Annotated in this window: 17 protein-coding genes; 5 read left to right on the top strand and 12 right to left on the bottom strand. The window is 59.8% G+C overall.

Features of this window, described 5'->3' with window-relative positions; genetic code table 11:
• Window positions 1-173: 173 nt before the first annotated feature.
• The 4 genes from ACI77D_RS27390 to sdhC are packed head-to-tail and all read right to left on the bottom strand — an operon-like array spanning window position 174 to window position 3,402.
• Window positions 174-878, bottom strand: a complete 705-nt coding sequence (locus ACI77D_RS27390; RefSeq protein ID WP_003172807.1) for a succinate dehydrogenase iron-sulfur subunit — start codon at window positions 876-878, stop codon at window positions 174-176.
• Window positions 879-889: 11 nt separating this feature from the next.
• Window positions 890-2,662 (bottom strand): succinate dehydrogenase flavoprotein subunit, encoded by a 1,773-nt coding sequence (gene sdhA, locus ACI77D_RS27395; RefSeq protein WP_064451605.1) that lies wholly within the window; start codon window positions 2,660-2,662, stop codon window positions 890-892.
• Between the two features lie 3 nt (window positions 2,663-2,665).
• On the bottom strand, window positions 2,666-3,034 hold the full coding sequence (gene sdhD / locus ACI77D_RS27400; protein WP_003172805.1) for a succinate dehydrogenase, hydrophobic membrane anchor protein: 369 nt from the start codon (window positions 3,032-3,034) through the stop codon (window positions 2,666-2,668).
• Window positions 3,028-3,402, bottom strand: coding sequence for a succinate dehydrogenase, cytochrome b556 subunit (sdhC, locus tag ACI77D_RS27405; protein ID WP_003172804.1), 375 nt, complete (start codon window positions 3,400-3,402; stop codon window positions 3,028-3,030). The genes sdhD and sdhC overlap by 7 nt, the downstream gene beginning before the upstream one ends.
• Window positions 3,403-3,766: 364 nt before the next feature.
• On the opposite strand from sdhC, the gene gltA reads away from it, so the two are divergent.
• Complete coding sequence (gene gltA, locus ACI77D_RS27410; RefSeq protein ID WP_034137560.1) at window positions 3,767-5,056, top strand: citrate synthase; 1,290 nt, start codon at window positions 3,767-3,769, stop codon at window positions 5,054-5,056.
• A 179-nt stretch (window positions 5,057-5,235) separates the two neighbouring features.
• Here gltA and ACI77D_RS27415 read toward each other — a convergent pair whose 3' ends face one another.
• The 3 genes from ACI77D_RS27415 to ACI77D_RS27425 all read right to left on the bottom strand — a co-directional run bounded on the left by ACI77D_RS27415 (window position 5,236) and on the right by ACI77D_RS27425 (window position 8,271).
• Window positions 5,236-6,894: a cation acetate symporter gene (locus tag ACI77D_RS27415; protein ID WP_064451603.1), complete on the bottom strand. Its 1,659-nt coding sequence runs from the start codon at window positions 6,892-6,894 to the stop codon at window positions 5,236-5,238.
• The gene (locus ACI77D_RS27420; protein ID WP_064451602.1) at window positions 6,891-7,202 is read right to left on the bottom strand and encodes a DUF485 domain-containing protein; all 312 of its coding nucleotides are present in this window, start codon (window positions 7,200-7,202) and stop codon (window positions 6,891-6,893) included. The genes ACI77D_RS27415 and ACI77D_RS27420 overlap by 4 nt, the downstream gene beginning before the upstream one ends.
• A gap of 217 nt (window positions 7,203-7,419) precedes the next feature.
• A complete protein-coding gene (locus ACI77D_RS27425; protein WP_024074296.1) occupies window positions 7,420-8,271 on the bottom strand; it encodes a glycine betaine ABC transporter substrate-binding protein in 852 nt (283 codons plus the stop codon).
• Between the two features lie 331 nt (window positions 8,272-8,602).
• On the opposite strand from ACI77D_RS27425, the gene ACI77D_RS27430 reads away from it, so the two are divergent.
• The gene (locus tag ACI77D_RS27430; protein WP_407017889.1) at window positions 8,603-10,156 is read left to right on the top strand and encodes a glycosyl hydrolase family 17 protein; all 1,554 of its coding nucleotides are present in this window, start codon (window positions 8,603-8,605) and stop codon (window positions 10,154-10,156) included.
• A 645-nt stretch (window positions 10,157-10,801) separates the two neighbouring features.
• On the opposite strand, the gene ACI77D_RS27435 is transcribed toward ACI77D_RS27430, so the two are convergent.
• Window positions 10,802-11,170, bottom strand: coding sequence for a hypothetical protein (locus tag ACI77D_RS27435; protein WP_064451600.1), 369 nt, complete (start codon window positions 11,168-11,170; stop codon window positions 10,802-10,804).
• 236 nt (window positions 11,171-11,406) lie between these two features.
• Here ACI77D_RS27435 and ACI77D_RS27440 point away from each other — a divergent pair, with 236 nt between their 5' ends.
• Window positions 11,407-12,705 (top strand): hypothetical protein, encoded by a 1,299-nt coding sequence (locus ACI77D_RS27440; protein ID WP_064451599.1) that lies wholly within the window; start codon window positions 11,407-11,409, stop codon window positions 12,703-12,705.
• The gene (locus tag ACI77D_RS27445) at window positions 12,698-13,486 is read left to right on the top strand and encodes a VacJ family lipoprotein (protein WP_064451598.1); all 789 of its coding nucleotides are present in this window, start codon (window positions 12,698-12,700) and stop codon (window positions 13,484-13,486) included. The genes ACI77D_RS27440 and ACI77D_RS27445 overlap by 8 nt, the downstream gene beginning before the upstream one ends.
• A 36-nt stretch (window positions 13,487-13,522) precedes the next feature.
• Here the strand turns inward: ACI77D_RS27445 and ACI77D_RS27450 are convergent, their stop codons facing one another.
• On the bottom strand, window positions 13,523-15,514 hold the full coding sequence (locus ACI77D_RS27450; protein WP_407017890.1) for an FUSC family protein: 1,992 nt from the start codon (window positions 15,512-15,514) through the stop codon (window positions 13,523-13,525).
• Between the two features lie 518 nt (window positions 15,515-16,032).
• On the opposite strand from ACI77D_RS27450, the gene ACI77D_RS27455 reads away from it, so the two are divergent.
• Complete coding sequence (locus tag ACI77D_RS27455; RefSeq protein ID WP_064451596.1) at window positions 16,033-16,911, top strand: hypothetical protein; 879 nt, start codon at window positions 16,033-16,035, stop codon at window positions 16,909-16,911.
• Window positions 16,912-16,980: 69 nt separating this feature from the next.
• On the opposite strand, the gene ACI77D_RS27460 is transcribed toward ACI77D_RS27455, so the two are convergent.
• Genes ACI77D_RS27460 through ACI77D_RS27470 form a run of 3 tightly spaced genes read right to left on the bottom strand, consistent with a single transcriptional unit; the run spans window position 16,981 to window position 24,591 of the window.
• Window positions 16,981-18,402, bottom strand: coding sequence for an efflux transporter outer membrane subunit (locus ACI77D_RS27460; protein ID WP_262667433.1), 1,422 nt, complete (start codon window positions 18,400-18,402; stop codon window positions 16,981-16,983).
• Window positions 18,399-21,524, bottom strand: a complete 3,126-nt coding sequence (locus ACI77D_RS27465) for an efflux RND transporter permease subunit (protein ID WP_407017891.1) — start codon at window positions 21,522-21,524, stop codon at window positions 18,399-18,401. Before ACI77D_RS27465 ends, ACI77D_RS27460 begins: the two co-directional genes overlap by 4 nt.
• A 4-nt stretch (window positions 21,525-21,528) precedes the next feature.
• Window positions 21,529-24,591 (bottom strand): efflux RND transporter permease subunit, encoded by a 3,063-nt coding sequence (locus tag ACI77D_RS27470; RefSeq protein ID WP_407017892.1) that lies wholly within the window; start codon window positions 24,589-24,591, stop codon window positions 21,529-21,531.
• Window positions 24,592-24,602 lie beyond the last annotated feature (11 nt).

Here is a 24,602-nt window from a genome sequence, read left to right on the forward strand (position 1 = left end):
TTAGGATCACGCTGATAGTTCGGGTACCAACCCGAATGCCCCTGCTTGTCTCATTTCTTCAAAATAAGAGCCGCGGCTTTGTAAGTCGCTGCTCAAGTTAAAACTACGGCGCCGGTTGAAGCCTGCGCCGTAGCATTTACGGGCACAACGGTCCTGCTTTGTTACAACGTCAGTTACACGCCGCTTTGCAGCAGCATGTTACGGATGTGACCAATGGCCTTAGTCGGGTTCAGGCCTTTAGGACATACGTTGACGCAGTTCATGATCCCGCGGCAGCGGAATACGCTGAACGGGTCATCCAGCGAAGCCAGACGCTCGGACGTCTTGGTGTCACGGCTGTCTGCCAGGAAGCGGTACGCTTGCAGCAGAGCGGCTGGACCCAGGAACTTGTCCGGGTTCCACCAGAAGGACGGGCACGAAGTCGAGCAGCAAGCGCACAGGATGCACTCGTACAGACCGTCGAGCTTTTCACGCTCTTCAGGGGACTGCAGACGCTCGATGGCCGGAGCCGGCGTGTCGTTCTGCAGGAACGGCTTAACTTTCTCGTATTGCTTGTAGAAGATGCTCATATCGACGACCAGGTCACGGATAACCGGCAAACCTGGCAGAGGACGAACGATCAGCTTGTTGCCTTTGACGACGGCGGACAGCGGCGTAATGCACGCCAGGCCGTTTTTGCCGTTGATGTTCATGCCGTCGGAACCGCACACACCTTCACGGCAAGAGCGACGATAGGAGAAACCTTCGTCCTGCTCTTTGATCAGTGCCAATACATCCAGCACCATCAGGTCTTTACCACCGGTATCGACCTGGAATTCCTGCATGAACGGCGCAGCGTCCTGATCAGGGTTGTAGCGGTAAACACTGACTTTCAACATGGCAGCCACCCTTAGTAAGTCCGAATCTTCGGTTCAAAGGTCGGAACTGTCTTCGGCGAGAAGTTCACGGCACGCTTGGTTACGCGCTTGTCACCCGGGAAGTACAGGGTGTGGCACAACCAGTTTTCGTCGTCGCGATCTTCAAAGTCTTCACGAGCGTGAGCACCACGGGATTCTTTACGAACCTCGGCGGCGATCGCAGTCGCTTCAGCCACTTCCAACAGGTTTTGCAGCTCAAGTGCTTCGATACGAGCGGTGTTGAACGCCTGGCTCTTATCGTTGATCTTGACGTTGGCAATACGCTTGCGCAGATCGGCCAGCTGGGCGATACCCTTCTGCATGTATTCGCCAGTACGGAATACACCGAAGTAGTTCTGCATGCAGTTTTGCAGCTCGCGACGCAGGGTAGCTACGTCTTCACCATCGGTACGCTCGTTCAGAGCGTTCAGGCGCGCCAGGGCGGCCTCGATATTGGCGTCGGTAGCGTCATCGTATTCGATGCCGTCGGTCAGGGCTTTTTCCAGGTGCAGGCCGGCCGCGCGGCCGAACACCACCAGGTCGAGCAGCGAGTTGCCGCCCAGACGGTTGGCACCGTGAACCGATACGCATGCCACTTCGCCTACCGCGAACAGGCCATGAATGATCTCGTCCACGCCTTCAGCGTTCTGAGTGATCGCCTGGCCATGAATGTTGGTCGGAACACCGCCCATCATATAGTGGCAAGTCGGAACAACCGGAACCGGAGCAACCACCGGGTCAACGTGAGCAAACGTCTTGGACAGCTCACAGATACCTGGCAGGCGGCTGTGCAGCACTTCTTCGCCCAAGTGATCGAGCTTCAGCAGTACGTGGTCGCCATTCGGGCCACAGCCATTGCCGGCGATGATTTCTTTAACCATCGAACGGGCAACAACGTCACGACCGGCAAGGTCTTTCGCGTTCGGAGCATAACGCTCCATGAAACGCTCGCCGTGCTTGTTGATCAGGTAACCACCTTCACCACGGCAACCTTCGGTAACCAGTACGCCCGCGCCGGCGATACCGGTCGGGTGGAACTGCCACATTTCGATGTCTTGTACCGGCACGCCCGCACGCAGTGCCATGCCGACGCCGTCACCGGTGTTGATCAGGGCATTGGTGGTCGAAGCGTAGATACGACCTGCACCGCCAGTCGCCAGAACAGTTGCCTTGGCGCGGATGTAGGTGGTTTCACCGGTTTCGATGCAGATGGCAATCACGCCGACGAATGCGCCATCCTGGTTTTTGACCAGGTCAACGGCGTAGTACTCGTTCAGGAACGTAGTGCCGGCTTTCAGGTTGCCCTGATAAAGGGTGTGCAGCAGCGCGTGACCGGTACGGTCGGACGCTGCGCACGTACGGGCAGCCTGGCCGCCTTTACCGTAATCCTTCGACTGGCCGCCGAATGGACGCTGGTAGATACGACCTTGCTCGGTACGCGAGAACGGCAGGCCCATGTGGTCCAGCTCGAACACGGCAGCCGGGCCTTCCTGACACATGTATTCGATAGCGTCCTGGTCACCGATGTAGTCGGAACCCTTGACGGTATCGTACATGTGCCAGCGCCAGTCATCGTTCGGATCGGCGGAGGCGATGGCGCAGGTGATGCCACCCTGGGCCGAAACAGTGTGCGAACGCGTCGGGAACACCTTGGTGATCACGGCAGTCTTGTGACCACCCTGAGCCAGCTGCAGCGCTGCGCGCATGCCAGCACCGCCGCCACCAATGATGATGGCGTCGAAGGAAATAGTTGGAATGTTAGCCATGACTCAGATACCCCAAAGAATCTGCACACCCCAGACGAAGTAAGCGAACATCGCGACGCCGCATACTGCCTGGAAGAGGAAACGTACTGCAGTCGCGGACTTGCCCAGCGCCATCGGCGTCAGGTAGTCGGTCGCGATGGTCCACATGCCGACCCAGGCGTGAGCGCCCAGGGCTACAAGTGCCAGCAGACTGAAGATTCGCATCGCATTGTGGGAAAACAGGCCGTGCCATTGCTCATAGCCAATGCCCGGGTTTGCGACGAGGTATCCGATCAGGAAAATGAAATAAGCCGCGAGAACGACCGCAGACACACGCTGCGCCATCCAGTCATAGAGGCCTGAACGCGATAGGTTCGTAACGCTGGTTACCATATCCAAACTCCTGCCAGAACGATCAGCACCACGGAAATGGCGATGATGATTTTCGAGCCCAGGCGGCCGCCTTCCAGCGTCTCACCGATGCCCATATCCATGATCAAGTGGCGCACGCCGGCTACCAGGTGATAAAGCAGAGCGGACAGGAGGCCCCATGCTACGAACTTGGCCAGCGGGCTGGTCAAGCATGCCTTCACCTCGGCGTATCCTTCCTCGGAACCCAGGGATTTGCTCAATGCATAAAGCATGATGCCCAAGCCCAGGAACAGGATGATGCCGGAAACACGGTGCAGGAACGACGTAACGCCGGTGATGGGGAGTTTGATGGTCCTTAGGTCTAGGTTTACAGGTCGTTGGCTATTCACGGCTTTTTTTCACACTGAAGAGCCCCTAACAATCAGGGCAAAGTTGTTGGGGAGTGCACTGGTCAGGTAAGCACCACCCAGGGAGTGCGACCCCCAATGAAAGCAAGCCCAAAAGCCCTTGGCGGTCGGTGGCCGAGTATAGACAGTTAGGCTACTAATGACAACGCGCACACCTCACCCTAATAGCTGATTGCGCTGGCGGGATAAAAGGCGTAAATGGCAGTCAATTTCGACGAAAAAGTACGGTTAAAGCCTTCTGGAGCAAGACTTTAGGCAAATTGACATCTGAATTTATCTCACTATAGTGGTGCGGGCCCTGCGTGGGGGGTCTGTCTGATGATTTGAAGCATAAATAGGAGGCCACATGGCTGACAAAAAAGCGCAGTTGATCATCGAGGGCGCAGCCCCCGTCGAGCTGCCCATTTTAACCGGCACCGTTGGTCCCGATGTTATCGACGTACGGGGCCTGACGGCCACGGGCCGTTTCACTTTCGACCCAGGCTTCATGTCGACCGCCTCTTGCGAGTCGAAGATCACCTATATCGACGGCGACAATGGCATTCTGCTGCACCGGGGCTACCCGATCGAGCAACTGGCTGAGAAGTCGGACTATCTGGAAACCTGCTACCTGCTGCTAAACGGCGAATTGCCAACAGCCGAGCAAAAAGCCCAGTTCGTCAGCACCGTGAAGAACCACACCATGGTTCACGAGCAGTTGAAGACCTTCTTCAACGGCTTCCGTCGCGACGCCCACCCGATGGCCGTCATGTGCGGCGTAGTCGGCGCCCTGTCGGCCTTCTATCACGACTCCCTGGACATCAATAACCCGCAGCATCGCGAAATCTCCGCGATCCGCCTGGTTGCCAAGATGCCAACCCTGGCCGCAATGGTTTACAAGTACTCCATGGGCCAGCCCATGATGTACCCGCGCAACGACCTGACGTACGCGGAAAACTTCCTGCACATGATGTTCAACACCCCGTGCGAGATCAAACCGATCAGCCCGGTGCTGGCCAAGGCGATGGACCGGATTTTCATCCTCCACGCCGACCACGAGCAGAACGCCTCCACCTCTACCGTACGTCTGGCCGGCTCTTCGGGTGCCAACCCGTTCGCCTGTATCGCCGCCGGTATCGCCGCACTGTGGGGCCCTGCCCACGGCGGTGCGAACGAAGCCGTGTTGACCATGCTGGATGAAATCGGCGATGTCTCGAACATCGACACGTTCATCGCCAAGGCCAAGGACAAGAACGATCCGTTCAAGCTGATGGGCTTCGGTCACCGCGTCTACAAGAACCGTGACCCACGCGCCACCGTGATGAAGCAGACCTGCGACGAAGTGTTGAAGGAACTGGGCATCAAGAACGATCCGCAACTCGAACTGGCCATGCGCCTGGAAGAGATCGCCCTGACCGACCCGTACTTCATCGAGCGCTCGCTGTACCCGAACGTCGACTTCTACTCGGGGATCATCCTCAAGGCGATCGGCATTCCAACCAGCATGTTCACCGTGATCTTCGCCCTGGCCCGTACTGTAGGCTGGATCTCCCACTGGAAAGAAATGCTCTCCAGCCCGTACAAGATTGGCCGCCCGCGCCAGCTGTACACCGGCTACGAGTCGCGTGACATCACCAAGCTGGAAGATCGGCACTAAATCCCAGCCAAATAAAACGGCCTCTTTATGAGGCCGTTTTTTTTGGCTGGGATTTAGTGAGCTGCAAGCTTCAAGCTGTTAGCTACAAGCAAAAAAATACCCCTGCCTCACGACAGGGGTATTTCTCTATACAACACTGCTTCTAACTTGCAGCTTGTAGCTTAAAGCTTGCAACTGCCTCAATGATTCACCGCCCCACTCGCCCCCAGGCCAGTTTGCGAACGTACAAACTGCGGGAAGTACAGTGCACGCTCCTTCTCTGCCGCCGCCGACTTGTCGGTGATGGAGAAGAACCAGATACCGACGAACGCGATGATCATCGAGAACAGCGCCGGGTACTCGTACGGGAAGATGGCTTTTTCGTGGTGCAGGATCGAGACCCAGATGGTCGGGCCAAGGATCATCAGGCCGACGGCACTGATCAAGCCCAGCCAACCGCCAATCATCGCGCCACGGGTGGTGAGGTTTTTCCAGTACATGGAAAGCAGCAGTACCGGGAAGTTACAGCTGGCCGCAATGGAGAACGCCAGGCCAACCATGAACGCGATGTTCTGGCTTTCGAACAGGATACCCAGGCCGATTGCCAGCACCGCCAGGGCGATGGTGGTGATCTTCGACACGCGAATCTCATCCTTTTCGTTGGCCTTGCCTTTCTTGATCACGCTGGCATAAAGGTCATGGGACACCGCCGAAGCGCCCGCCAGGGTCAAACCGGCAACCACCGCCAGGATGGTGGCAAATGCCACAGCCGAGATGAAGCCCAGGAAGATACTGCCGCCCACCGCGTTGGCCAGGTGCACCGCCGCCATGTTGTTACCGCCCAGCAAGGCGCCTGCCGCATCCTTGAACGCCGGGTTGGTGCTGACCAACAGGATCGCGCCGAAGCCGATGATAAAGGTCAGGATGTAGAAGTAGCCGATGAAGCCCGTGGCATACAGCACGCTCTTACGCGCTTCCTTGGCGTCGCTTACGGTGAAGAAGCGCATCAGGATGTGCGGCAGGCCTGCGGTGCCGAACATCAGCGCCAGCCCCAAGGAGAATGCAGAGATCGGATCTTTCACCAGGCCGCCGGGGCTCATGATCGCCTCACCTTTAGGGTGAACCTTGATCGCCTCGGAAAACAGCATGTTGAAGTCGAAGTTGACGTGCTTCATCACCATCAGCGCCATGAACGAGGCACCGGACAGCAGCAGGACCGCCTTGATGATCTGCACCCACGTGGTCGCCAGCATGCCGCCGAACAGCACGTACATGCACATCAGGATGCCCACCAGAATCACCGCCACATGGTAATCGAGGCCGAACAGCAACTGGATCAGCTTGCCCGCGCCAACCATCTGCGCGATCAGGTAGAACGCCACCACCACCAGCGAGCCACAGGCCGACAGGCTGCGGATCTGGGTTTGCCCCAGGCGATACGACGCTACGTCGGCAAAGGTGTACTTGCCCAGGTTACGCAGGCGTTCGGCGATCAGGAACAGAATGATCGGCCAGCCCACCAGGAAGCCGATCGAGTAGATCAAGCCATCGTAGCCGGAGGTGAACACCAGCGCGGAAATCCCCAGGAAGGACGCCGCCGACATGTAGTCGCCAGCAATCGCCAGGCCGTTCTGGAAACCGGTGATCTTGCCGCCGGCCGCATAGTAGTCGGCCGCCGATTTGTTGCGCTTGGATGCCCAGTAGGTGATGCACAAGGTCGCGCCGACGAAGGCGACGAACATCAGGATCGCCGGGATATTCAGCGGTTGTTTATGCACTTCGCCGGTCAATGCTTCCGCCGCCCAAACGGCAGGCGCAAAGACCGAAGCGCCGAGTACAGCCAATAGACGACGGATCATTGCGCAGCCTCCTTGAGAATCGCATTGTTCAGGTCGTCAAATTCGCCGTTGGCGCGTCGTACGTAAATCGCAGTCAGGACAAAGGCCGAAACAATCAGCCCGACCCCAATCGGGATTCCCCAGGTGATGGACGAGCCGGGACTGATCTTGGCCCCCAGTATTTGCGGCCCATAGGCAATCAGAAGAATGAAAGCGGAGTAAAGCCCTAGCATGATCGCCGAGAGAATCCAGGCGAACCTTTCCCTTTTTCTCACCAGCTCCTTGAAGCGCGGGCTGTTTTGAATCGAGAGGTAAATGCTGTCGTTCATTGTTTTTATCCTCGCAGCACAGCTTTTTTATTATTGGAACGTATCCACTGTATGCGGCTGCAGAACAGGTTCCAGACGACCTTAGTATTAGAACGACATGAGGGTTCGCGCCAACTTTGAACTGATTAAAGTGACAGCTTTTCTCCCGTAAATGACAAAGCCCGCCTGACGAAAACGCCAGACGGGCTTGCAAGGTGCTATTTAGACGCTTCGGGGGTTATTTACCGATCCACTCGGCGACACGCTCAGGGTGCTTGGCAACCCAGTCCTTGGCCGCCGCATCAGGCTTGGCACCCTCTTGAATCGCGAGCATGACTTCGCCGATTTCGTCCTTGGAGGCCCACTGGAATTTCTTCAGGAAGGCGGCGACTTCCGGCGCTTTCTTCTCCAGGCCCTTGCTGCCGATGCTGTTGACGGTTTCAGCAGCACCATAAATCCCTTTTGGATCGTCCAGGAAACGCAGTTTCCACTTGGCGAACATCCAGTGTGGCACCCAACCGGTCACCGCAATGGATTCCTGCTTGTCTTCGGCACGGGTCAGCTCGGCGATCATCGCAGCGCCCGAACTGGCTTGCAGCTTGTAATCCAGGCCATAGGCCTTGATGGCTTCGTCGGTCTTGAGCATTACGCCTGAACCGGCATCAATGCCGACGATCTTGTTCTTGAAGGTGGTGTCGGTCTTGAGGTCTTCGATGGACTTGGCCTTGACGTACTCCGGCACGATCAAGCCAATTTTCGCATCCTTGAAGTTGGGCCCGTAGTCGACGACCTTGTCCTTGTTCTTGGCCCAGTATTCACCGTGGGTCACGGGCAGCCAGGCGGAAAGCATGGCGTCGAGTTTGCCGGTAGCTACGCCCTGCCACATGATCCCGGTGGCGACGGCTTGCAGTTTCACGTCATAACCGAGCTTTTCCTTGATCACCTCTGCCGCCACGTGAGTGGTGGCAACGCTGTCGGACCAGCCGTCTACATAGCCGATGCTCAGGGTTTTGCTGTCGGCGCTGGCCAGTGTGGAGCCCATCGCAACTACCAGAGTGGCAGCTGCGCCCAAGAGTCGTCGCATCTTCATAGTACTTCCCCGAAAGTGCTGCGCCCGACGGATGCCGAGCGACGTCAACCTGTTGTTATGTGGTGCACCGCGCCCCCTTCACGCGCATCGATCCGGCGGCACGACATCAGTGGAGTGCTGACACTTCGATCATCAACCTGCCGGGGGCTTGGACCTGCTCTGACTGCGACCTCAGGTAAGCAAGAAACGACATCACATCGCCAGCAGCCCGGTTTGCAGGACATGCCGCCAAAATCCCGCCCGAACTTTGCATGTCTAAATCATGCTGCCCCACTGGGACGGGCCAAATCCGGGTAAGATGCGCGCCTTTGCTCCCCCAGATAAGCTGACCATGCCCGCGACTGCCCGCTTCCCTGCCCTGCCCTATTTTTTCGCCATGATCCTCGGCGTGCTTGCCCTTGTCGGCTATTGGTATGGCCTCGGCCGGCCGGTGGTGTTGCCGGATGTGGCCAGCGCCAGCCACAAAATGCAATGTGCGTCCTACACGCCATTCGACAAAGACCAATCGCCGTTCGATCAGCCGTTCAAGCTGCGTCCCGAGCGCATGGACGCCGACCTGGCCTTGCTGGCCACCCGCTTTGAATGCATTCGCACCTACTCCATGACCGGTTTGGAAGCCCTGCCGGGCATGGCGCGCAAACATGGATTGAAGTTAATGGCCGGCGCCTGGGTCAGCAGTGACCCGGTTGCCACCGAAAAAGAAATCGACGAGTTGATCGCGGCGGCCAACGCCAACCCCGACGTGGTCACCTCGGTCATCGTCGGCAACGAAGCCCTGCTGCGCAAAGAAGTCACCGCCAAGCAACTGGTGACGCTGATCCATAAAGTCAAAAGTCAGATCAAACAGCCGGTCACCTATGCCGATGTCTGGGAATTCTGGCTGCAACACCCGGAAATTGCCCCGGCCGTGGATTTCCTGACCATTCACCTGCTGCCGTACTGGGAAGATGACCCGTCCGGCATCGACCAGGCGCTCAAGCACGTGGGTGATGTGCGCCAGACCTTCGGCAACAAGTTCGCGCCAAAAGACGTGCTGATCGGCGAGACCGGCTGGCCCAGCGAAGGTCGCCAGCGCGAAACCGCCGTGCCGAGCCGGGTCAACGAAGCCAAGTTCATGCGTGGTTTTGTGGCCATGGCCGAGGCCAACGGTTGGCGCTATAACCTGATCGAAGCCTTTGACCAGCCATGGAAGCGCGCCAGTGAAGGCGCGGTCGGCGGTTATTGGGGGCTGTTTGACGCCGACCGCCAGGACAAGGGCATCCTCGCAGGGCCGGTGAGCAATGTGCCGTACTGGCCGCTGTGGTTGGGCGTGGGCGGGATTATCCTGTTGGGTACCTTGGCCCTCGGCGGGCGCGTTCGCAGCACTCGCGCAGCGCTAATGCTGCCACTGCTCGGAGCGGTCGCCGCCTGCTCAATCGGCACCTGGGCCGAACTGACCCGCGTAACCGCACGCTTCAACGATGAATGGGTGTGGGCAGGCTTGCTGGTCGTGCTGAACCTGCTGGTGCTGGCCCATGCCGCGCTGGCCCTGAGTGCGCGGGACGGTTGGCGCGAACGGGCGTTCAACTGGCTGGAGCAACGCGCAGGCTGGCTGGTGGCAATCGCCGGCTTTGCCGGAGCGGTGATGATGCTCGCACTGGTATTTGACCCGCGGTATCGCAGCTTCCCGAGTGCGGCACTGGTGTTGCCGGCCTTGGTGTACCTGGTTCGCCCGGTAACGGGGCCACGCCGGGAGATCGCGCTGCTGGCCTTCGTTATCGGTGCAGGCATTGCGCCGCAGCTCTACCGTGAAGGTCTGCTGAACCAGCAGGCGTGGGGTTGGGCGGTGGTCAGCGTGATGATGGTTGTAGCGTTGTGGCGTTGCTTGCGGGTGCGTAGGGCTTAAGACCGCTTTTGCAGCGTTGCGACGATTCGGCAAGCCAGCGCCCACATTGACCGAGTACAGCCTGAAGAGCCGCACACTCTCTGCCTGATGTACTGAGTTCCAAATGTGGGAGCGGCGGTGCGGCGATTCGACTTGCTCGCGAATACGCTGGGTCAGTCACCAGATGCATCAACTGACACTATCCGAGTTCAGTTTCCAAGATCAGGTCGGCTGGAAGGCCGCTTCAGCTTTGCTTTTGATCTAACCACTCAGGTCGGCTACCAGGCCGCCGTGCTCTGCTTTTGATCTTGATCTGCTGTTGATCCTAGGCGCCCCGTTAACCACGCTGGCCGAACGCAGGTATTACGGAGCGGGTAAACCGGCAGGACGCCGGTTTAGCCGCGACGGGGCAGGGACGGCCCGTCGCGGCGGCCCGCTTCGTGATGCCGGAGTGAGGGCACACCGAGCCTAGGCGAGGTGCCGAGTGGTGGGGCAAGAGCCCTTTGCTTACTTTGGGGCTTTTCCAAAGTGAGTCGCCGTAAGGGCGAAACCAATGTCAGCCGTGACCCAAACAACGGATATGTACTCAGCGCCCCCCCCCCCGACAACCACAGCACTCAACCCGTAAAAAAAGATGTGAGATACCTATGCTGCGATGAGGCCCTGTCAGGCAACGCGAGGCTTCCTGACCAACCGCAACCCGGCAATCACCACCGCAAACACCGCAAACGTGGTGTTGTACAACGCCAGCGCCGGCAAGCCGAACACCATTGCCAAAACTGCCAAGCCCCACCCCGCTCGACCCGGCACAAAAAACGCCAGCACCGACGCGATCAACGCCGCCCAGCCCAATACCTTGAAGTGGATCATCAACCCCAGGTTCGAACGCAACTGGCATTCCCAGCGACTGGCCTCATCAACGCAGATACCCACCCACCGGCCATCCTCCATAAAACCGTAACGGGCGCCATAACTGGCGGCCAACCATAACGGCAGGGCAATAAGCAGCAGGATCAGTGGCAAACGACGGGACATGGGGCACTCCGATAGGCAAAAACGCCGCTCAGCTTAATGCGCCGGCTGCCGTTAGCAAGGCGCATACACACAATTAGTGTCCATCAATGCGTGGCAACGTGTATCTTCTGGCTGCTATAACCCCGATTCCGACGTTTTTTTCCGACTTTTCGTGCCGAAGGCTGGCACTTCGGTGGCAACGCGGTGGTCATAGCCTGCGAACTTCATTCAGCCCGTTTCCTCTTAGGGATTAAGTCATGCTCCGTTCCTTGCGCTGTGCTGCCTTACTCGGCAGCCTTTTTTTGAGTGCGTCAGCACTGGCCGTCGACATCGACCAGGCCACCTATGGCTTCCCTTTGACCAACCCGTTCGAAGCGACCATCGCCACCACCCCGCCTGACCTTCGGCCCAAATTGCCGACCAACGATGAGATCAACCAGTCTGACTACACCCTGAACATGCGCCCAGAGCGCGAGTTCAGCCTGCCGGACAATTTCTGGGCGGTGAAGAAACTCACCTACCGCATCGCCAAACAAGACCACGCCGCGCCGTTGATCTTCCTGATCGCGGGCACCGGTGCGCGGTTTGACAGCAGCATCAACGAATACCTGAAAAAGCTGTATTACCAGGCCGGCTACCACGTGGTGCAGTTGTCGTCGCCCACCAGCTTCGACTTCATCAGCGCCGCCTCGCGCTTCGCCACTCCGGGTATCACCCAGGAAGACGCCGAAGACATGTACCGCGTGATGCAAGCCGTGCGCGCGCAGAACGCCTCGCTGCCAGTGACCGACTTCTACCTCACCGGCTACAGCCTGGGCGCCCTGGATGCTGCGTTTGTCAGCAAGCTGGACGAGACCCGCCGCAGCTTCAACTTCAAGAAAGTGCTGCTGCTCAACCCGCCGGTCAACCTCTACACCTCGATCACCAACCTCGACAAGCTGGTACAGACCGAGGTCAAGGGCATCAACAACACCACCACCTTCTATGAGCTGGTACTGGCCAAGCTGACCCGCTACTTCCAGCAAAAAGGCTACATCGACCTCAATGACGCCCTGCTCTACGACTTCCAGAACTCCAAGCAGCACCTGACCAACGAACAGATGGCGATGCTGATCGGCACCTCGTTCCGCTTCTCGGCGGCCGACATTGCCTTTACCTCGGACCTGATCAACCGCCGTGGCCTGATCATCCCGCCCAAATACCCGATCACCGAAGGCACCAGCCTCACGCCGTTCCTCAAGCGTGCGCTGCAATGCGACTTCGACTGCTACCTCACCGAACAAGTGATCCCGATGTGGCGCGCACGCTCGGACGGCGGCAGCCTGCTGCAACTGGTCGACCAGGTCAGCCTCTATGCGCTCAAGGACTACCTGCACGACAGCCCTAAAATCGCGGTGATGCACAACGCCGACGACGTGATTCTCGGCCCTGGCGACCTCGGTTTCCTGCGTAAAACCTTCGGCGATCGCTTGACCGTCTACCCGCTGGGCGGCCACTGCGGCAACCTCAATTACCGCGTCAACGCCGACGCCATGCTGGAGTTCTTCCGTGGCTAAATATCTTCTGCTGCTCGCTGCCCTGATGTGCGCGGGCGTCGCCAATGCCGACAACAGCAAGGCCCACGAACCGGTCAAGGTTGACGCTGACGGCTTCAAGGAGCCGCTGACCAAGCTCAAGTTCAACCCGGGCCTGGACCAGCGCGAGTTCGAGCGTTCGTCGCTCACCGCGCTCAATGTCTACGACCCGCTGGAGTCGTGGAACCGCCGCGTGTACCACTTCAACTACCGCTTCGACCAATGGGTGTTCCTGCCGGTGGTTGACGGTTATCGCTATGTCACACCGAGCTTCCTGCGCACCGGCGTCAGCAACTTCTTCAACAACCTGGGCGACGTGCCCAACCTTTTGAACAGCCTGCTGCAACTCAAGGGCCACCGCTCCCTGGAAACCACCGGGCGCCTGCTGCTCAACACCACCATCGGCGTCGCCGGCCTGTGGGACCCGGCTACCGCCATGGGCCTGCCACGCCAGAGCGAAGACTTCGGCCAGACCCTGGGTTTCTACGGCGTGCCCGGCGGCGCGTACCTGGTGCTGCCGATCTTCGGCCCATCGAACCTGCGCGACACCACCGGCCTGATCGTCGACTACGGCGCGGAAACCGAGGTCAACTTCCTCAACGTGTCCAAGGTCAGCGAAAACCACCCGGAAATCTGGGCCCTGCGCGCCGTCGACAAGCGCTACCAGACCAGCTTCCGCTACGGTCAGATGAACTCGCCGTTCGAGTATGAAAAGGTGCGCTACATCTACACCGAATCGCGCAAGTTGCAGATCGCCGAGTAACACTCGTTGCAGGAACTGGCTCGCCAGCTCCTGCAATCAGACGCCCCTCTGACACCACTTCTGCCACGTAAACCGCAACTGCAGCACCGCCGCCCTGGCCATCTCCCGATCCTGCTCCGTCAACATCGACGACCGCTCAAGCACGTCCAACAGCGCAGTGCTTGGCGCATCCAGCACCGATACCTGCGCCACGCCAGGCCCACCCTGCTTGAGCACAACCGCCAACTGCCGCAGATAATCATCGCGCACACGGGCCAACGCGCCTTGGCTGCCCGATAAACTTGCGCGCAACTCCAGCAACTCATCGCCCACATCCAGCCCCAGCAACCCATTGTCCCAATGGGTATGACGCTCGGCAGGCAAGGTTTGGCTGTAGCGCGACAGGCGAATCAAGCGATCGGCCATACGCCCGCCAAACCAGCTTTCGGCCTGCTCCAAGGGGCGTGACGTCAGCTGCGCCAAGTCAAACAATGAGGCCTTGAACATCCGCCGATAATGGCGCTCGCCGGGGTTGAGCTGGATCAGGCGAAACACCACCACCGCAATGCCGACGCCCACCAGCGTGGCGATGGCCTTGTTGAGGAAGGCGGCGATGTCGTAGGTCATCAGGTTGCTCGGCCCGACGTTATTGACGAAGAAAATGCAAAACGCCGAGGCGCTGGCTGCCAGTTTTACCCGGCTCATGCACAGCGAGGCGAAGAACAACGGCACACCCAGCGCCACACATAACAGCGGGAAAGCGTCAAACCCGGGCAACACCGCAAAGCGCACAAAACCGGCCACTGGGATCGACAGCGCGATACCCTTGAGAAAATTCAGACTCGACGCCGAGGGATTCTCCCGCGCGGCAAACAGGCTCAACACGACGCCGCTGATCGACACCGCGCCCAGGCCCGAGGGCCAGGCCGTGAACACCCAGAACGCTGCGACCGCCAGGAACGCCAAGGCACTGCGCAAGCCGCCGAGTACGCCCTGCTCGATATCCCGATGCCAGGACATGGCCCCCGGCGCGCCCGGTGGCACCCTGCCCGTCTCGATAGCCTCCAGGGTCAGCGCCCCCACGTTCACCAAACGCAGGACCTGGGCCAACTGCACCAGGCAAAAGTGCGCGTCTGGGCTTAGACCTGGATCGGCAAGCGCCGAAATAAGGCGACGCGACAGTTCAGGCAGCGCCTCTTGCCGCTCTTGCTGCAATGTGGCGGCCACGTCTTCCACCCATGTCGTAACAAGGGACGCGTCATCCAGCATCATCCGTTGCCGGGCCACGCCGCGTGCCGCGCGCAACAAGCCGAGTAAATCGCGACTGAGCACCCGCAACGCCTGGGAGCGGCGCCGGCCCTTGGGGCCTTCAAACCAGGCATGGTCGCGCTGGGCGTCCACCGCCACCAAACGGCCCAGCGCCTCCAGCAAGCCCTTGCGCTGATCCGTCCCCAGCAGCTCCGACGCCGCTGCGCGCATTCCCGCCTGCCAGGCGGCGCGTCCTTGAACCGCGAGGGTCTGCTCAACCCGGCGCGGCCATAAGATCGTGCTGGCGATAGACGCGCAGAGGATCCCCAGGCTGATTTCCTGGCAGCGCGCCACCGCCTCATCGAACACGCCCAGCGGCGCGGCGGTCGCGGGCAAGGCAATAATGGCCGTGGTGTAGCCCGCCAACACAAAGCCATAAGAGGCGTGATTACGCAGCAGCGAAGCCCCCGTGGTGCAGAACGCCAGCCACAACGCCATGCACAGCAGGAACAGCAACGGCGCCTGGCCGAAAACCCCGATCATTACGACCGAAGCCAGGGCGCCTACAAACGTGCCCAGCAGCCGATAGGCGCCCTTGGCCAAGACCATGCCGCTGGTGGATTGGCCGACGATAAACACCGTGGTCAAAGCCCATTGTGGCTGCTGCAGATCAAAGCAAAAAGCCAGATACAACGCGACCCCGCCGGCGATCATGTTGCGCAGGGCAAACAGCAGATCGACCCGCGAGGGCGCCAGGGTGGCTTGCCAGAAATCCGGGAGTTGAAACGTGGAAGACTTCATTCAATGAGCACATAGATAGCAAGCTAATGATTAGTATCGTATCTATATTCCTGCACATTGCCAATCGCGCGTCGCATGGCTTTTGATTTTGATTTCGAACGCAACCACTCGTCGTATCCTCCAGGCCTCGGCCGACGGCCCTGCCTCATCGTGAGGTTTCAACAGCTGGAAAGCGGCCACCAAAAACCTTGCAAAAGCCATCACTTAGCCATACTTCGCACGCATGAGTGACGGCCGTCAAAATACAGCCTCTAAAGGCTCACTCCTAAACGCTATAACTGTTCCGGCCAAGCAAGCGAATTGGTTGAGCGTGTTCATTGCCAATACCCGGCATTAAACCTATAACTCCCCTACCTCTTTTTCAGAGGCCATACCTCGAATAACCGAGGCACTAAAAACCGATTTAAAACAGCCAAGCATGTTTCATCCGTGGTGAACTTTCGCGACCCTGACGGACAGCCATCCGTGATGGAGTCGCGTCAAACAGTTAGTGACTGCTTTCATAAGGAAATGACGAAATGAAAACACTTAGCGCCCTGCCCGCCCACGTCAAAGACGTCCGCTTATTCTCCGAACAACTGAAAGAAGCCCATAGTTTCTTTGGCGACACACACCTCAAGGATATTCAACTTAAGGACGCCGATAACCCCTACGCCGATACCGATGGGCTGATTGAGTTTATTATCGGCAACGAGTTGATCGAAGACCCGGAGGTCATGAAAAAGATCAGCGAGCTGAAAAAATACTTGATCGGCATGACCTCTGTCGTCACCAATTACGTGCAGCGCAAGGCCGAAGCCGAGGGGGAGCAGTACAAAACCGACGTGGCGCTCTGGAGCCTGGCGCTGTCAAAACTACCGCTGATGGGCCCGAGCAAAATCGATGAGCAATCCTATTCACGGCATATACGCGGGGTCAGTATTGCCGCCGACTTCGTCAACTTCATATTGGACATCGTCGCCTCGCAAGGCACCAGTGCCCTGAAGAGTTTTGAGAAGTTTATGGCCAAGCAGGGAGACGCCTTGCGTTTCGGCGTCGAAAACAACAAAGACTTCTACAAAACCATTACCGTGGGTGTTTCCGTCGAAGTGTTCAAGGTGGGCACCAACATCGTCTATATTCCAAAAATCAAACAGTACCGCGTCAACTTTGATAGAAACAACTCGAAATTCTCATCCGCCTGCGCCAGTGCCGAGTTTGTCGACATCAACTTCTCCTATAAATACGGCGCCAACGTATTTGATTATGAAGCGCTTGAAGACCCTGCGATCAAAAAAGACTTCGAAGAGTTTCTGCGCAAACAACGTAAATCCCAAATTGAAGAAGCGTCAACGTTCTTCGATGATGATTTCCCGGTAAAAAAACCAACCTCTACGCTTGCCAGCAAAGCAGGCTAGTTATCTGAGGCACGCTGCAACAGCGCAACGGCCAATGAGGGCTGAGACCTTCATTGGCCGTCTTGGTCATTACTGCGCAGTTTGCCATCCCCCGCCCAGGCTCTGGATCAACGCCACACTCCCCTGACTCAACTGCCCTTGGGTATCGCGCAAATTCTGCTCTGCCTGCAACAACACCAGCTGTTGGGTCAGCACTGTCTCCCGGCTGACCGTCCCCGCACGCAACTGCGCTTCCTGGCTCCCAAACAGCTGCTGATTGCGCTGGTAGACCTGCTGGAAGGCATCTGCCTGGGTTTGCAGATGATTAATCGCGGACAGATTGTCTTCGACGTTCTGCAAAGCACTCAGCACCGTCCCGCGATAATTCGCGGCGATCTGATCGTAGCTGGCCTCAGCCTGTTTGACCGCCGCCTCCCGCGCACCGCCATCAAAAATCGTCTCGGCCAACGCAGGCCCCAGGGTCCAGATCCGATTAGGCAAGGAGAACAACCCACCCAAGGCACTGCCGCGATAGCCCACCTCGGCCGTCAGGTCCAGGGAAGGAAAGAACGCCGCTTCGGCCACGCCGATCCTGGCATTGGCCGACGCCGCCGAGCGTTCTGCCGCAACCACATCCGGGCGCCGTTGCAGCAAGGTCGAAGGCAAGGTCAACGGCGGCCGCGGCACCACAAAGGTGAAATCCGTGCGCGGTGCCACGCTGAACTCGCTGGGCGCCACACCCACCAGCACCGCCAGTGCATGCTCATATTGCTCGCGGTCACGCAACGACGTCTGCAAGCCGGCAATCGAGGTGGTCAGTTGGTCCTGAGCCACCAGCAATTGGTCATTGGTGGCGACGCCCTGAGTGAACTGCGCCTGGATCATGTCGAGCAGTTGCTGGTTGATCGTCTGCTGCTGTTGCAACAGACGCACGTCGATGTCCATCTGGCGTAGCGCCAGATAATTGCTCGCCACGCTGGAGCTGATGGACAACCGCACCCCCGCCAGCAATGCATCCGATTGCTGGGCCGTGGCCTGGCTCGACTCAATACCTCGGCGCACCAGGCCCCACAGGTCCGGCTCCCAGCTGGCGGTCAGGGTGGCGCTGACACTGTTTTGCACGCCTCCCGTGGTCGTGCCGGACGTGGTGCTGGTGCCCGAGCCGCTGCCGCTCGACCCGCGTGAACCCGACAACCCGACGCCAACCGTCGGCCACAACCCGGCGCGACTCGAGGCCACTTGCGCCTGCGCCAATCGGTAGGCCGCTTCGGCCGCAATGATCGACTGGTTGGCCTTGGCCGAGCGCGCCACCAGGTCATTCAGTACCGGGTCCTGATAGGCCAGCCACCACTGGCTGTCCATTGCGCCCCGAGGGTTGGAAACCGCACGTTGCCACTGCGCGCCTTCCTTGAACGACTGCGGCAGCGCCATGGCAGGTTTCTGGTAATCCGGCCCGACCATGCAACCGCCCAGCATCAGGCCAACCAACAACACACTGAATCTGAATTTCATGACCTTGCTTCCTTGTGCCGCCCCAGGCGTTGAGACGCCCGGTCGAGCCAGAGGTAAATCACCGGGGTGGTGTAAAGCGTGAGCACTTGGCTGAACAACAGCCCACCAATAATCGAAATCCCCAAGGGCCGACGCAATTCCGAACCGTAGCCCGAGCCGAGTACCAGCGGCAGCGCGCCGAGAATCGCCGCTAGCGTCGTCATCATGATCGGTCGGAAGCGAATCAGGCAGGCGCGACGAATCGCTTCCTTGGCGCTGAGGCCGAACTCACGCCGTTCTGTGATCGCGAAATCGATCATCATGATCGCGTTCTTCTTCACGATGCCGATCAACAGAATCACCCCCACCAGCGCGATGATCGACAACTCGGTGCCGGTCAGCAGCAGAGCAATCAACGCGCCGACGCCCGCCGAGGGCAAGGTGGAAAGGATGGTCAGCGGGTGCATCAGGTTTTCATAAAGAATGCCCAAGACGATGTACACCGAGAGCAATGCGGCGACGATCAACAGCGGCTCACTGGCCACCGAGGACTGGAAGACCTGGGCCGTGCCGGCAAACTGGCCGGTGACGCTGGCCGGCATGCGCAGCTGTTTAACCGCGTCCTCCACCAGTGCAGTGGCCTGGCCGATCGACGTGCCGGGGGCCAGGTTGAACGAGACGGTCACCGCTGGAAAGGTGCCTTGGTGGCTGATGGAAATCGCCGTGCGCGAGACGCTGTTATCCGCCAGTGCGGACAGCGGCACCAAGGTGGTTTGCCGGGCCAGGTTCGGCGCCACGGTGGTGCCTTTGGCCGCCACTGCCGCGCTGCCTGTGGGCACATAAATACCCTTGAGGGCCGAAGGGTCGTTCCAGTACTCCGGCGCGATTTCCATCACCACATGGTATTGGTTGGCGGCGCGGTAAAGGGTCGAGACCTGGCGCTGGCCGAACGCGTCATAGAGCGTCTGGTCCACCGCCGACATGCCCACGCCAAGCCGCGCGGCCGTGTCGCGGTTGATGGTCACATTGGCCAGCAGGCTGTTGTCCTGCTGGTCGGTATTGAGATCGGTCAACTGCGGCAGTTTGTGCAACACCTCCACCACCTTGGGCACCCACTCATCCAGGGATTGCTGATCGTCGGCAGTCAGGGTGTATTGGTACTGTGCACCGCTTTGTCGACCGCCCACGGTGATGTCCTGGGCAGCCTGCAAAAACAGCTTGGTCCCGGGCAAGTCGCCCAGGCTGTGGCGGATCTGCCCGATCACGTCGGTGGCGCTGTCTTTGCGCTGGTCGATCGGCTTGAGCAGCACGAACAACTGCGCACTGTTGACCGCTCCACCCCCGCCGCCACCGCCGCCGACAAACCCGGCCGCGGTTTCAACATTGGGGTTTTGCATCACCTTGTGGTTGATCGCGGTGAAGTCCTTTTGCATCGCCCCGTAGGAAATGCTCTGCGCGGCAATGATGCTGCCTTGCAGGCGCCCGGTGTCTTCCTGGGGAAAGAAGCCCTTGGGCACCAGCACGTACAACACGCCCGCGAGCACGATCACCAACACCGTGACCAGGCCCATCAGGATCGAGTGATCGATCACCCAGCCCAGGGTGCGGTCATAAAACCGGTGAAAGCGTGAGTCCGGGTGTTCGTCGCCCTCGCGAATCTCCTTGGGCGCGCGCAACAGCACGCTGGCCAACATGGGCGTCACGGTCAGCGAGATCACCATCGAGATGACGATGGCCACCGAGAGTGACACCGAGAACTCGCGAAACAACCGCCCGACGATCCCGCCCATCAGCAATAACGGGATGAACACCGCGACCAGTGACACGCTGATGGTCAACACTGTGAACCCGACTTCCTGCGCCCCTGCCAGCGCGGCTTCCACCCGCGTCTTGCCGCGCTCCAGGTGACGCATGATGTTTTCCACCACCACGATGGCATCGTCGACCACGAAGCCGGTGGAAATGGTCAGCGCCATCAGCGACAGGTTATTGAGGCTGTAGCCGAGGAAGTACATTGCGCCAAACGTGCCGAGCAACGACAACGGCACCACCACGGCGGGCACCAGCGTGCTGCGCCAGTCACGGAAGAAGCCGAAGGTCACCAGGGTCACCAGCAGGATCGAGGCCAGCAAGGTCACTTCCACGTCATGCAACGACGCACGAATGGTGGTGGTGCGGTCCATCAGCAGGCTGAGCTTGATCGATGCCGGGATCGAGCTTTGCAGAAACGGCAGCGAGGCTTTCACCGCATCCACCGTGTCGATTACGTTGGCGCCCGGCTGCTTGAACACCACCAGCAGCACTGCCGGCTTGCCGTTGGACAAACCGAAGTTGCGCAGGTCCTGCACGTCTTCGCGCACGTAGCCCAGGTCGGAAATGTGGATCAGGTCGCCGTTGTGCGCCTTGACCACCAGCGGCCCGTAATCATTGCTGTCGAGCAACTGGTCATTGGCACCAATGCCATAGGAGCGATCACCCACCGCCACATTGCCCTTGGGCAGGTTGGCGTTGGACGCGCTGATCACCTGGCGCACCTGCTCCAGGCTGACCCCGTACTGGTTGAGCCGGTCCGGGTTCAGCTCCACACGCACCGCCGGCAGCGCGCCGCCGCCCACGGTTACATCGCCGACGCCGGTGGTCTGCAACAAGCGTTGCTCGAGCACTGTCGAGGCCGCGTCGTACATCTGCCCCGGCGTGGCGCTGTCGGAGGTCAGGCTGATGATCAGGATTGGCGAATCCGCCGGGTTGACCTTGCGGTAGGTCGGGTTGCCGGACAAGTCACTGGGCAGGTTGCTGCGTGCGGCGTTGATCGCCGCCTGCACATCCCGCGCCGCGCCGTCGATGTCGCGGCTGAGGTCGAACTGCATCGTGATGCGCGTTGAGCCCAGGCTGCTGGCCGAGGTCATTTGCGTGACCCCGGCGATCTGCCCGAACTGGCGCTCCAACGGCGTAGCTACGGAGCTGGCCACGGTGGTCGGGTCGGCGCCGGGCAGCGAGGCGCTGACACTGATGGTCGGGAAGTCCACTTCCGGCAGTGGCGCCACCGGCAGCAGGTTAAAGGCCAGCACCCCAAACAAGGCCAGCCCGGCCGCCAGCAGCGTGGTGGCAATGGGCCGATGGATAAACGGCGCGCTGAGGTTCATCGCATCAATCCACGGCAACCGGGCGGCGACTGAAACGCTGCTCCAGCCCGTGCATCGCGAGGAAGATCACCGGCGTGGAAAACAGCGTGAGCAACTGGCTGAGCAACAGGCCGCCGATGATCGCAATGCCCAAGGGGTGGCGCAGCTCCGAGCCAATCCCGGTGCCCAACGCCAGCGGCACCGCACCAAACAACGACGCCATGCTGGTCATCAGGATCGGCCGAAACCGCAGCTCCGCCGCCTGGCGAATCGCCTCCACCGGGCTCAAGCCGCCTTCGCGCAACAGCTCAAGCGCGAAGTCGACCATCATGATGCCGTTTTTCATGACGATGCCGATCAGCAACACAATGCCGATCAAGCCAATGATGTCGAACTGCGTACCGGTCAGCAACAACGCCAGCAAGGCGCCAAGTGCCGCCGACAGCAGGGTCGAGAGGATGGTCACCGGGTGCACGAAGCTCTCGTACAGAATGCCCAGCATCAGGTACACCACCACGATGGCCGCCAACACCAGGAACACCTGGTTGGACAACGACGCCTGGAACGTCGCCGCGGCGCCTTCGAGGTTGGCTTGCACCGACAGCGGCAGGCCGACGTTGGCTTCAATGTCCTGCAACCTCGTCACCGCCGCGCCCAGCGTCTGCCCGGGGGCGAGGTTGAACGACACATCCGCATAGGGAAACTGCCCCAGCCGGTTGATGGTGACCGGCGAGCGCACCACCTCCAGGGTCGCCATGCTCGACAGCGGCGCCACGCCGCCTATGGGAATGTCCACGTACAAACCGGTGAGCAAATCCGGCAAGTTGCGCGGTGGGTGGTCGGTGGCGATCACCACGTGGTACTGGTTGAGCTGGGTATAGATGGTCGACACCTGGCGCTGGCCGAACGCGTCATACAGCACATCGTCGATGGCCTGCGGCGTAATACCCAGCCGCGAGGCGGTGGCGCGGTCGAAGGTCAGCTTGATCTGGTTGCCGAACTGCATGGCCTGGCTTTGCACGTCGGCGAACATCGGGTCGTGTTTGATCGCGGTGAGCAGCTTGGTGGTCCACTGCTCCAATTCAGCCGGGTCGGTGGCTTGCAGGCCAAGGCGGTAGCTGGTGGTGGACACGGTGGCGTCTAGGGTCAGGTCCTGCACCGAGTGCAAATACAGGCGAATACCGGCGTCATCGGCGTTGGCATCCGCCAGCCGGCGGATCACGTCGGTGGCGCTGTCACGCTCGCCACGCGGCTTGAGGTTGATCAGCAAATTGCCCTGGTTGATGGTCGGGTTGGTCTGGTCGATGCCGACGAACGACGACAGGCTTTGCACTGCCGGGTCCTTGAGAATGCGTGCAGCAAGGCGTTGCTGTTCGACTTGCATCTGCTGGAACGAGACGGTCGGCGACGCCTGGGAAATGCCCTGGATCAAGCCGGTATCCTGGTCGGGAAAAAAGCCCTTGGGCATGATCACCAACGTGAACAGGGTCAGCGCCGCAGTCAGCACTACCGAAATCAGCGTCAAGGTGCGGTGCGCCAAGACCCAATCCAGGCCGCGCACATAATGGCTATTGATGCGGTCGAAGAAATCCGCGCGGCGCTCCTCATGCCTGGACTTGAGCATGCGCGCGCACATCATCGGCGTCAGCGTCAGGGAGATAAAGGCCGAGATCACGATGGTCACCGCCACGGTCATGGCGAATTCACGGAACAGTCGCCCGACCACGTCGCCCATGAACAGCAGCGGAATCATCACCGCAATCAGCGCGATGGACAGCGAGATGATGGTGAAGCCGATCTGTTCCGCGCCTTTGAGCGCCGCTTGCAGCGGGGTGTCACCGGCCTCCAGGTAGCGGGTGATGTTTTCGATCATGACGATGGCGTCGTCCACCACAAACCCGATGGCGATGGTCAATGCCATCAGCGTCAGGTTGTTGAGGGAAAAGCCCAGGGTATAGGCCACCGCCAACGTGCCGATCAGCGTCAACGGGATGGTCACCGCAGGAATGATCGTGGCCGGGACATTACGCAGGAAGATGAAAATCACGATCACCACCAGCAGGATCGCCAGCCCCAGCTCGTACTGCACATCGGTGACCGAGGCACGAATAGTCTGGGTGCGGTCGGTCAGCACGGCGACCTTTAACGTGCCCGGCAGGCTGGCGCGCAACGTGGGCAGCAATTGCTGCACACGGTCGACCACGTCGATCACGTTGGCGCCTGGCTGACGCTGGATATTCAAGACGATCGACGCGGTGTCGTTGGTCCACGCGGCCTGGCGCGGGTTCTCCGGGCCTTGGGTGGAACTGGCAATCTGCGACAGGCGAATCGGTGCGCCATTTTTGTAGGCGATCACCAGGTCGCGGTATTCCTCCGCCGATTGCAGCTGGTCGTTGGCACCGATGGAATACGCCTGGAATTTGCCGTCGATATTGCCTTTGGCCTGGTTAACGTTGGCCGTGCCGAGGGAGGTGCGCAGGTCATCCAGGGACAGGCCGAGGCTGTTCAGCGCCGAGGTATTGGCCTCGACCCGCACCGCCGGGCGTTGGCCGCCGCTGATGGTGACCAGGCCGACGCCGGTGATCTGCGAGATTTTCTGCGCCAGGCGTGTGTCGGCCAGGTCTTCGACCTTGGTCAGCGGCAATACATCGGAGGTCAACGACAGGGTCAGCACCGGCGCATCCGCCGGGTTGACCTTGCTGTACACCGGCGGGTACGGCAGGTTCGCCGGCAGGAAGGTGCCCGCCGCATTGATCGCCGCCTGCACTTCCTGTTCGGCCACGTCCAACGACAGTGACAAGTCAAATTGCAAAGTTACTACCGAAGCGCCGTCGGAGCTGGTCGAGTTCATCGACTTGAGCCCGGGCATCTCGCCGAGCTGGCGCTCCAGCGGCGCGGTGATCGAGGAACTGACCACGTCCGGACTGGCGCCGGGGTATTGGGTGAACACCTGGATGGTCGGGTAATCCACCTCCGGCAACGCCGACACCGACAGCAAGTGGTAGCCCAACAGGCCCAGCAGCAACACCGCGACCATCATCAGCGTGGTGGCGACCGGGCGTTCGATAAAGGGCCGCGAAATGTTCATGCTCGGCAGCT

It is taken from the genome of Pseudomonas sp. O39 (assembly GCF_045447295.1).
Classification (GTDB): domain Bacteria; phylum Pseudomonadota; class Gammaproteobacteria; order Pseudomonadales; family Pseudomonadaceae; genus Aquipseudomonas; species Aquipseudomonas antarctica_A.

What these genes read in the sequence shown, in the direction of transcription:
- ACI77D_RS27390 (WP_003172807.1), bottom strand. Translation starts at nt 878, where the DNA reads ATGTTGAAAGTCAGTGTTTACCGCTACAACCCTGATCAGGACGCTGCG.
- sdhA (WP_064451605.1), bottom strand. Translation starts at nt 2,662, where the DNA reads ATGGCTAACATTCCAACTATTTCCTTCGACGCCATCATCATTGGTGGC.
- sdhD (WP_003172805.1), bottom strand. Translation starts at nt 3,034, where the DNA reads ATGGTAACCAGCGTTACGAACCTATCGCGTTCAGGCCTCTATGACTGG.
- gltA (WP_034137560.1), top strand. Translation starts at nt 3,767, where the DNA reads ATGGCTGACAAAAAAGCGCAGTTGATCATCGAGGGCGCAGCCCCCGTC.
- ACI77D_RS27415 (WP_064451603.1), bottom strand. Translation starts at nt 6,894, where the DNA reads ATGATCCGTCGTCTATTGGCTGTACTCGGCGCTTCGGTCTTTGCGCCT.
- ACI77D_RS27420 (WP_064451602.1), bottom strand. Translation starts at nt 7,202, where the DNA reads ATGAACGACAGCATTTACCTCTCGATTCAAAACAGCCCGCGCTTCAAG.
- ACI77D_RS27425 (WP_024074296.1), bottom strand. Translation starts at nt 8,271, where the DNA reads ATGAAGATGCGACGACTCTTGGGCGCAGCTGCCACTCTGGTAGTTGCG.
- ACI77D_RS27430 (WP_407017889.1), top strand. Translation starts at nt 8,603, where the DNA reads ATGCCCGCGACTGCCCGCTTCCCTGCCCTGCCCTATTTTTTCGCCATG.
- ACI77D_RS27435 (WP_064451600.1), bottom strand. Translation starts at nt 11,170, where the DNA reads ATGTCCCGTCGTTTGCCACTGATCCTGCTGCTTATTGCCCTGCCGTTA.
- ACI77D_RS27440 (WP_064451599.1), top strand. Translation starts at nt 11,407, where the DNA reads ATGCTCCGTTCCTTGCGCTGTGCTGCCTTACTCGGCAGCCTTTTTTTG.
- ACI77D_RS27450 (WP_407017890.1), bottom strand. Translation starts at nt 15,514, where the DNA reads ATGAAGTCTTCCACGTTTCAACTCCCGGATTTCTGGCAAGCCACCCTG.
- ACI77D_RS27455 (WP_064451596.1), top strand. Translation starts at nt 16,033, where the DNA reads ATGAAAACACTTAGCGCCCTGCCCGCCCACGTCAAAGACGTCCGCTTA.
- ACI77D_RS27460 (WP_262667433.1), bottom strand. Translation starts at nt 18,402, where the DNA reads ATGAAATTCAGATTCAGTGTGTTGTTGGTTGGCCTGATGCTGGGCGGT.
- ACI77D_RS27465 (WP_407017891.1), bottom strand. Translation starts at nt 21,524, where the DNA reads ATGAACCTCAGCGCGCCGTTTATCCATCGGCCCATTGCCACCACGCTG.
- ACI77D_RS27470 (WP_407017892.1), bottom strand. Translation starts at nt 24,591, where the DNA reads ATGAACATTTCGCGGCCCTTTATCGAACGCCCGGTCGCCACCACGCTG.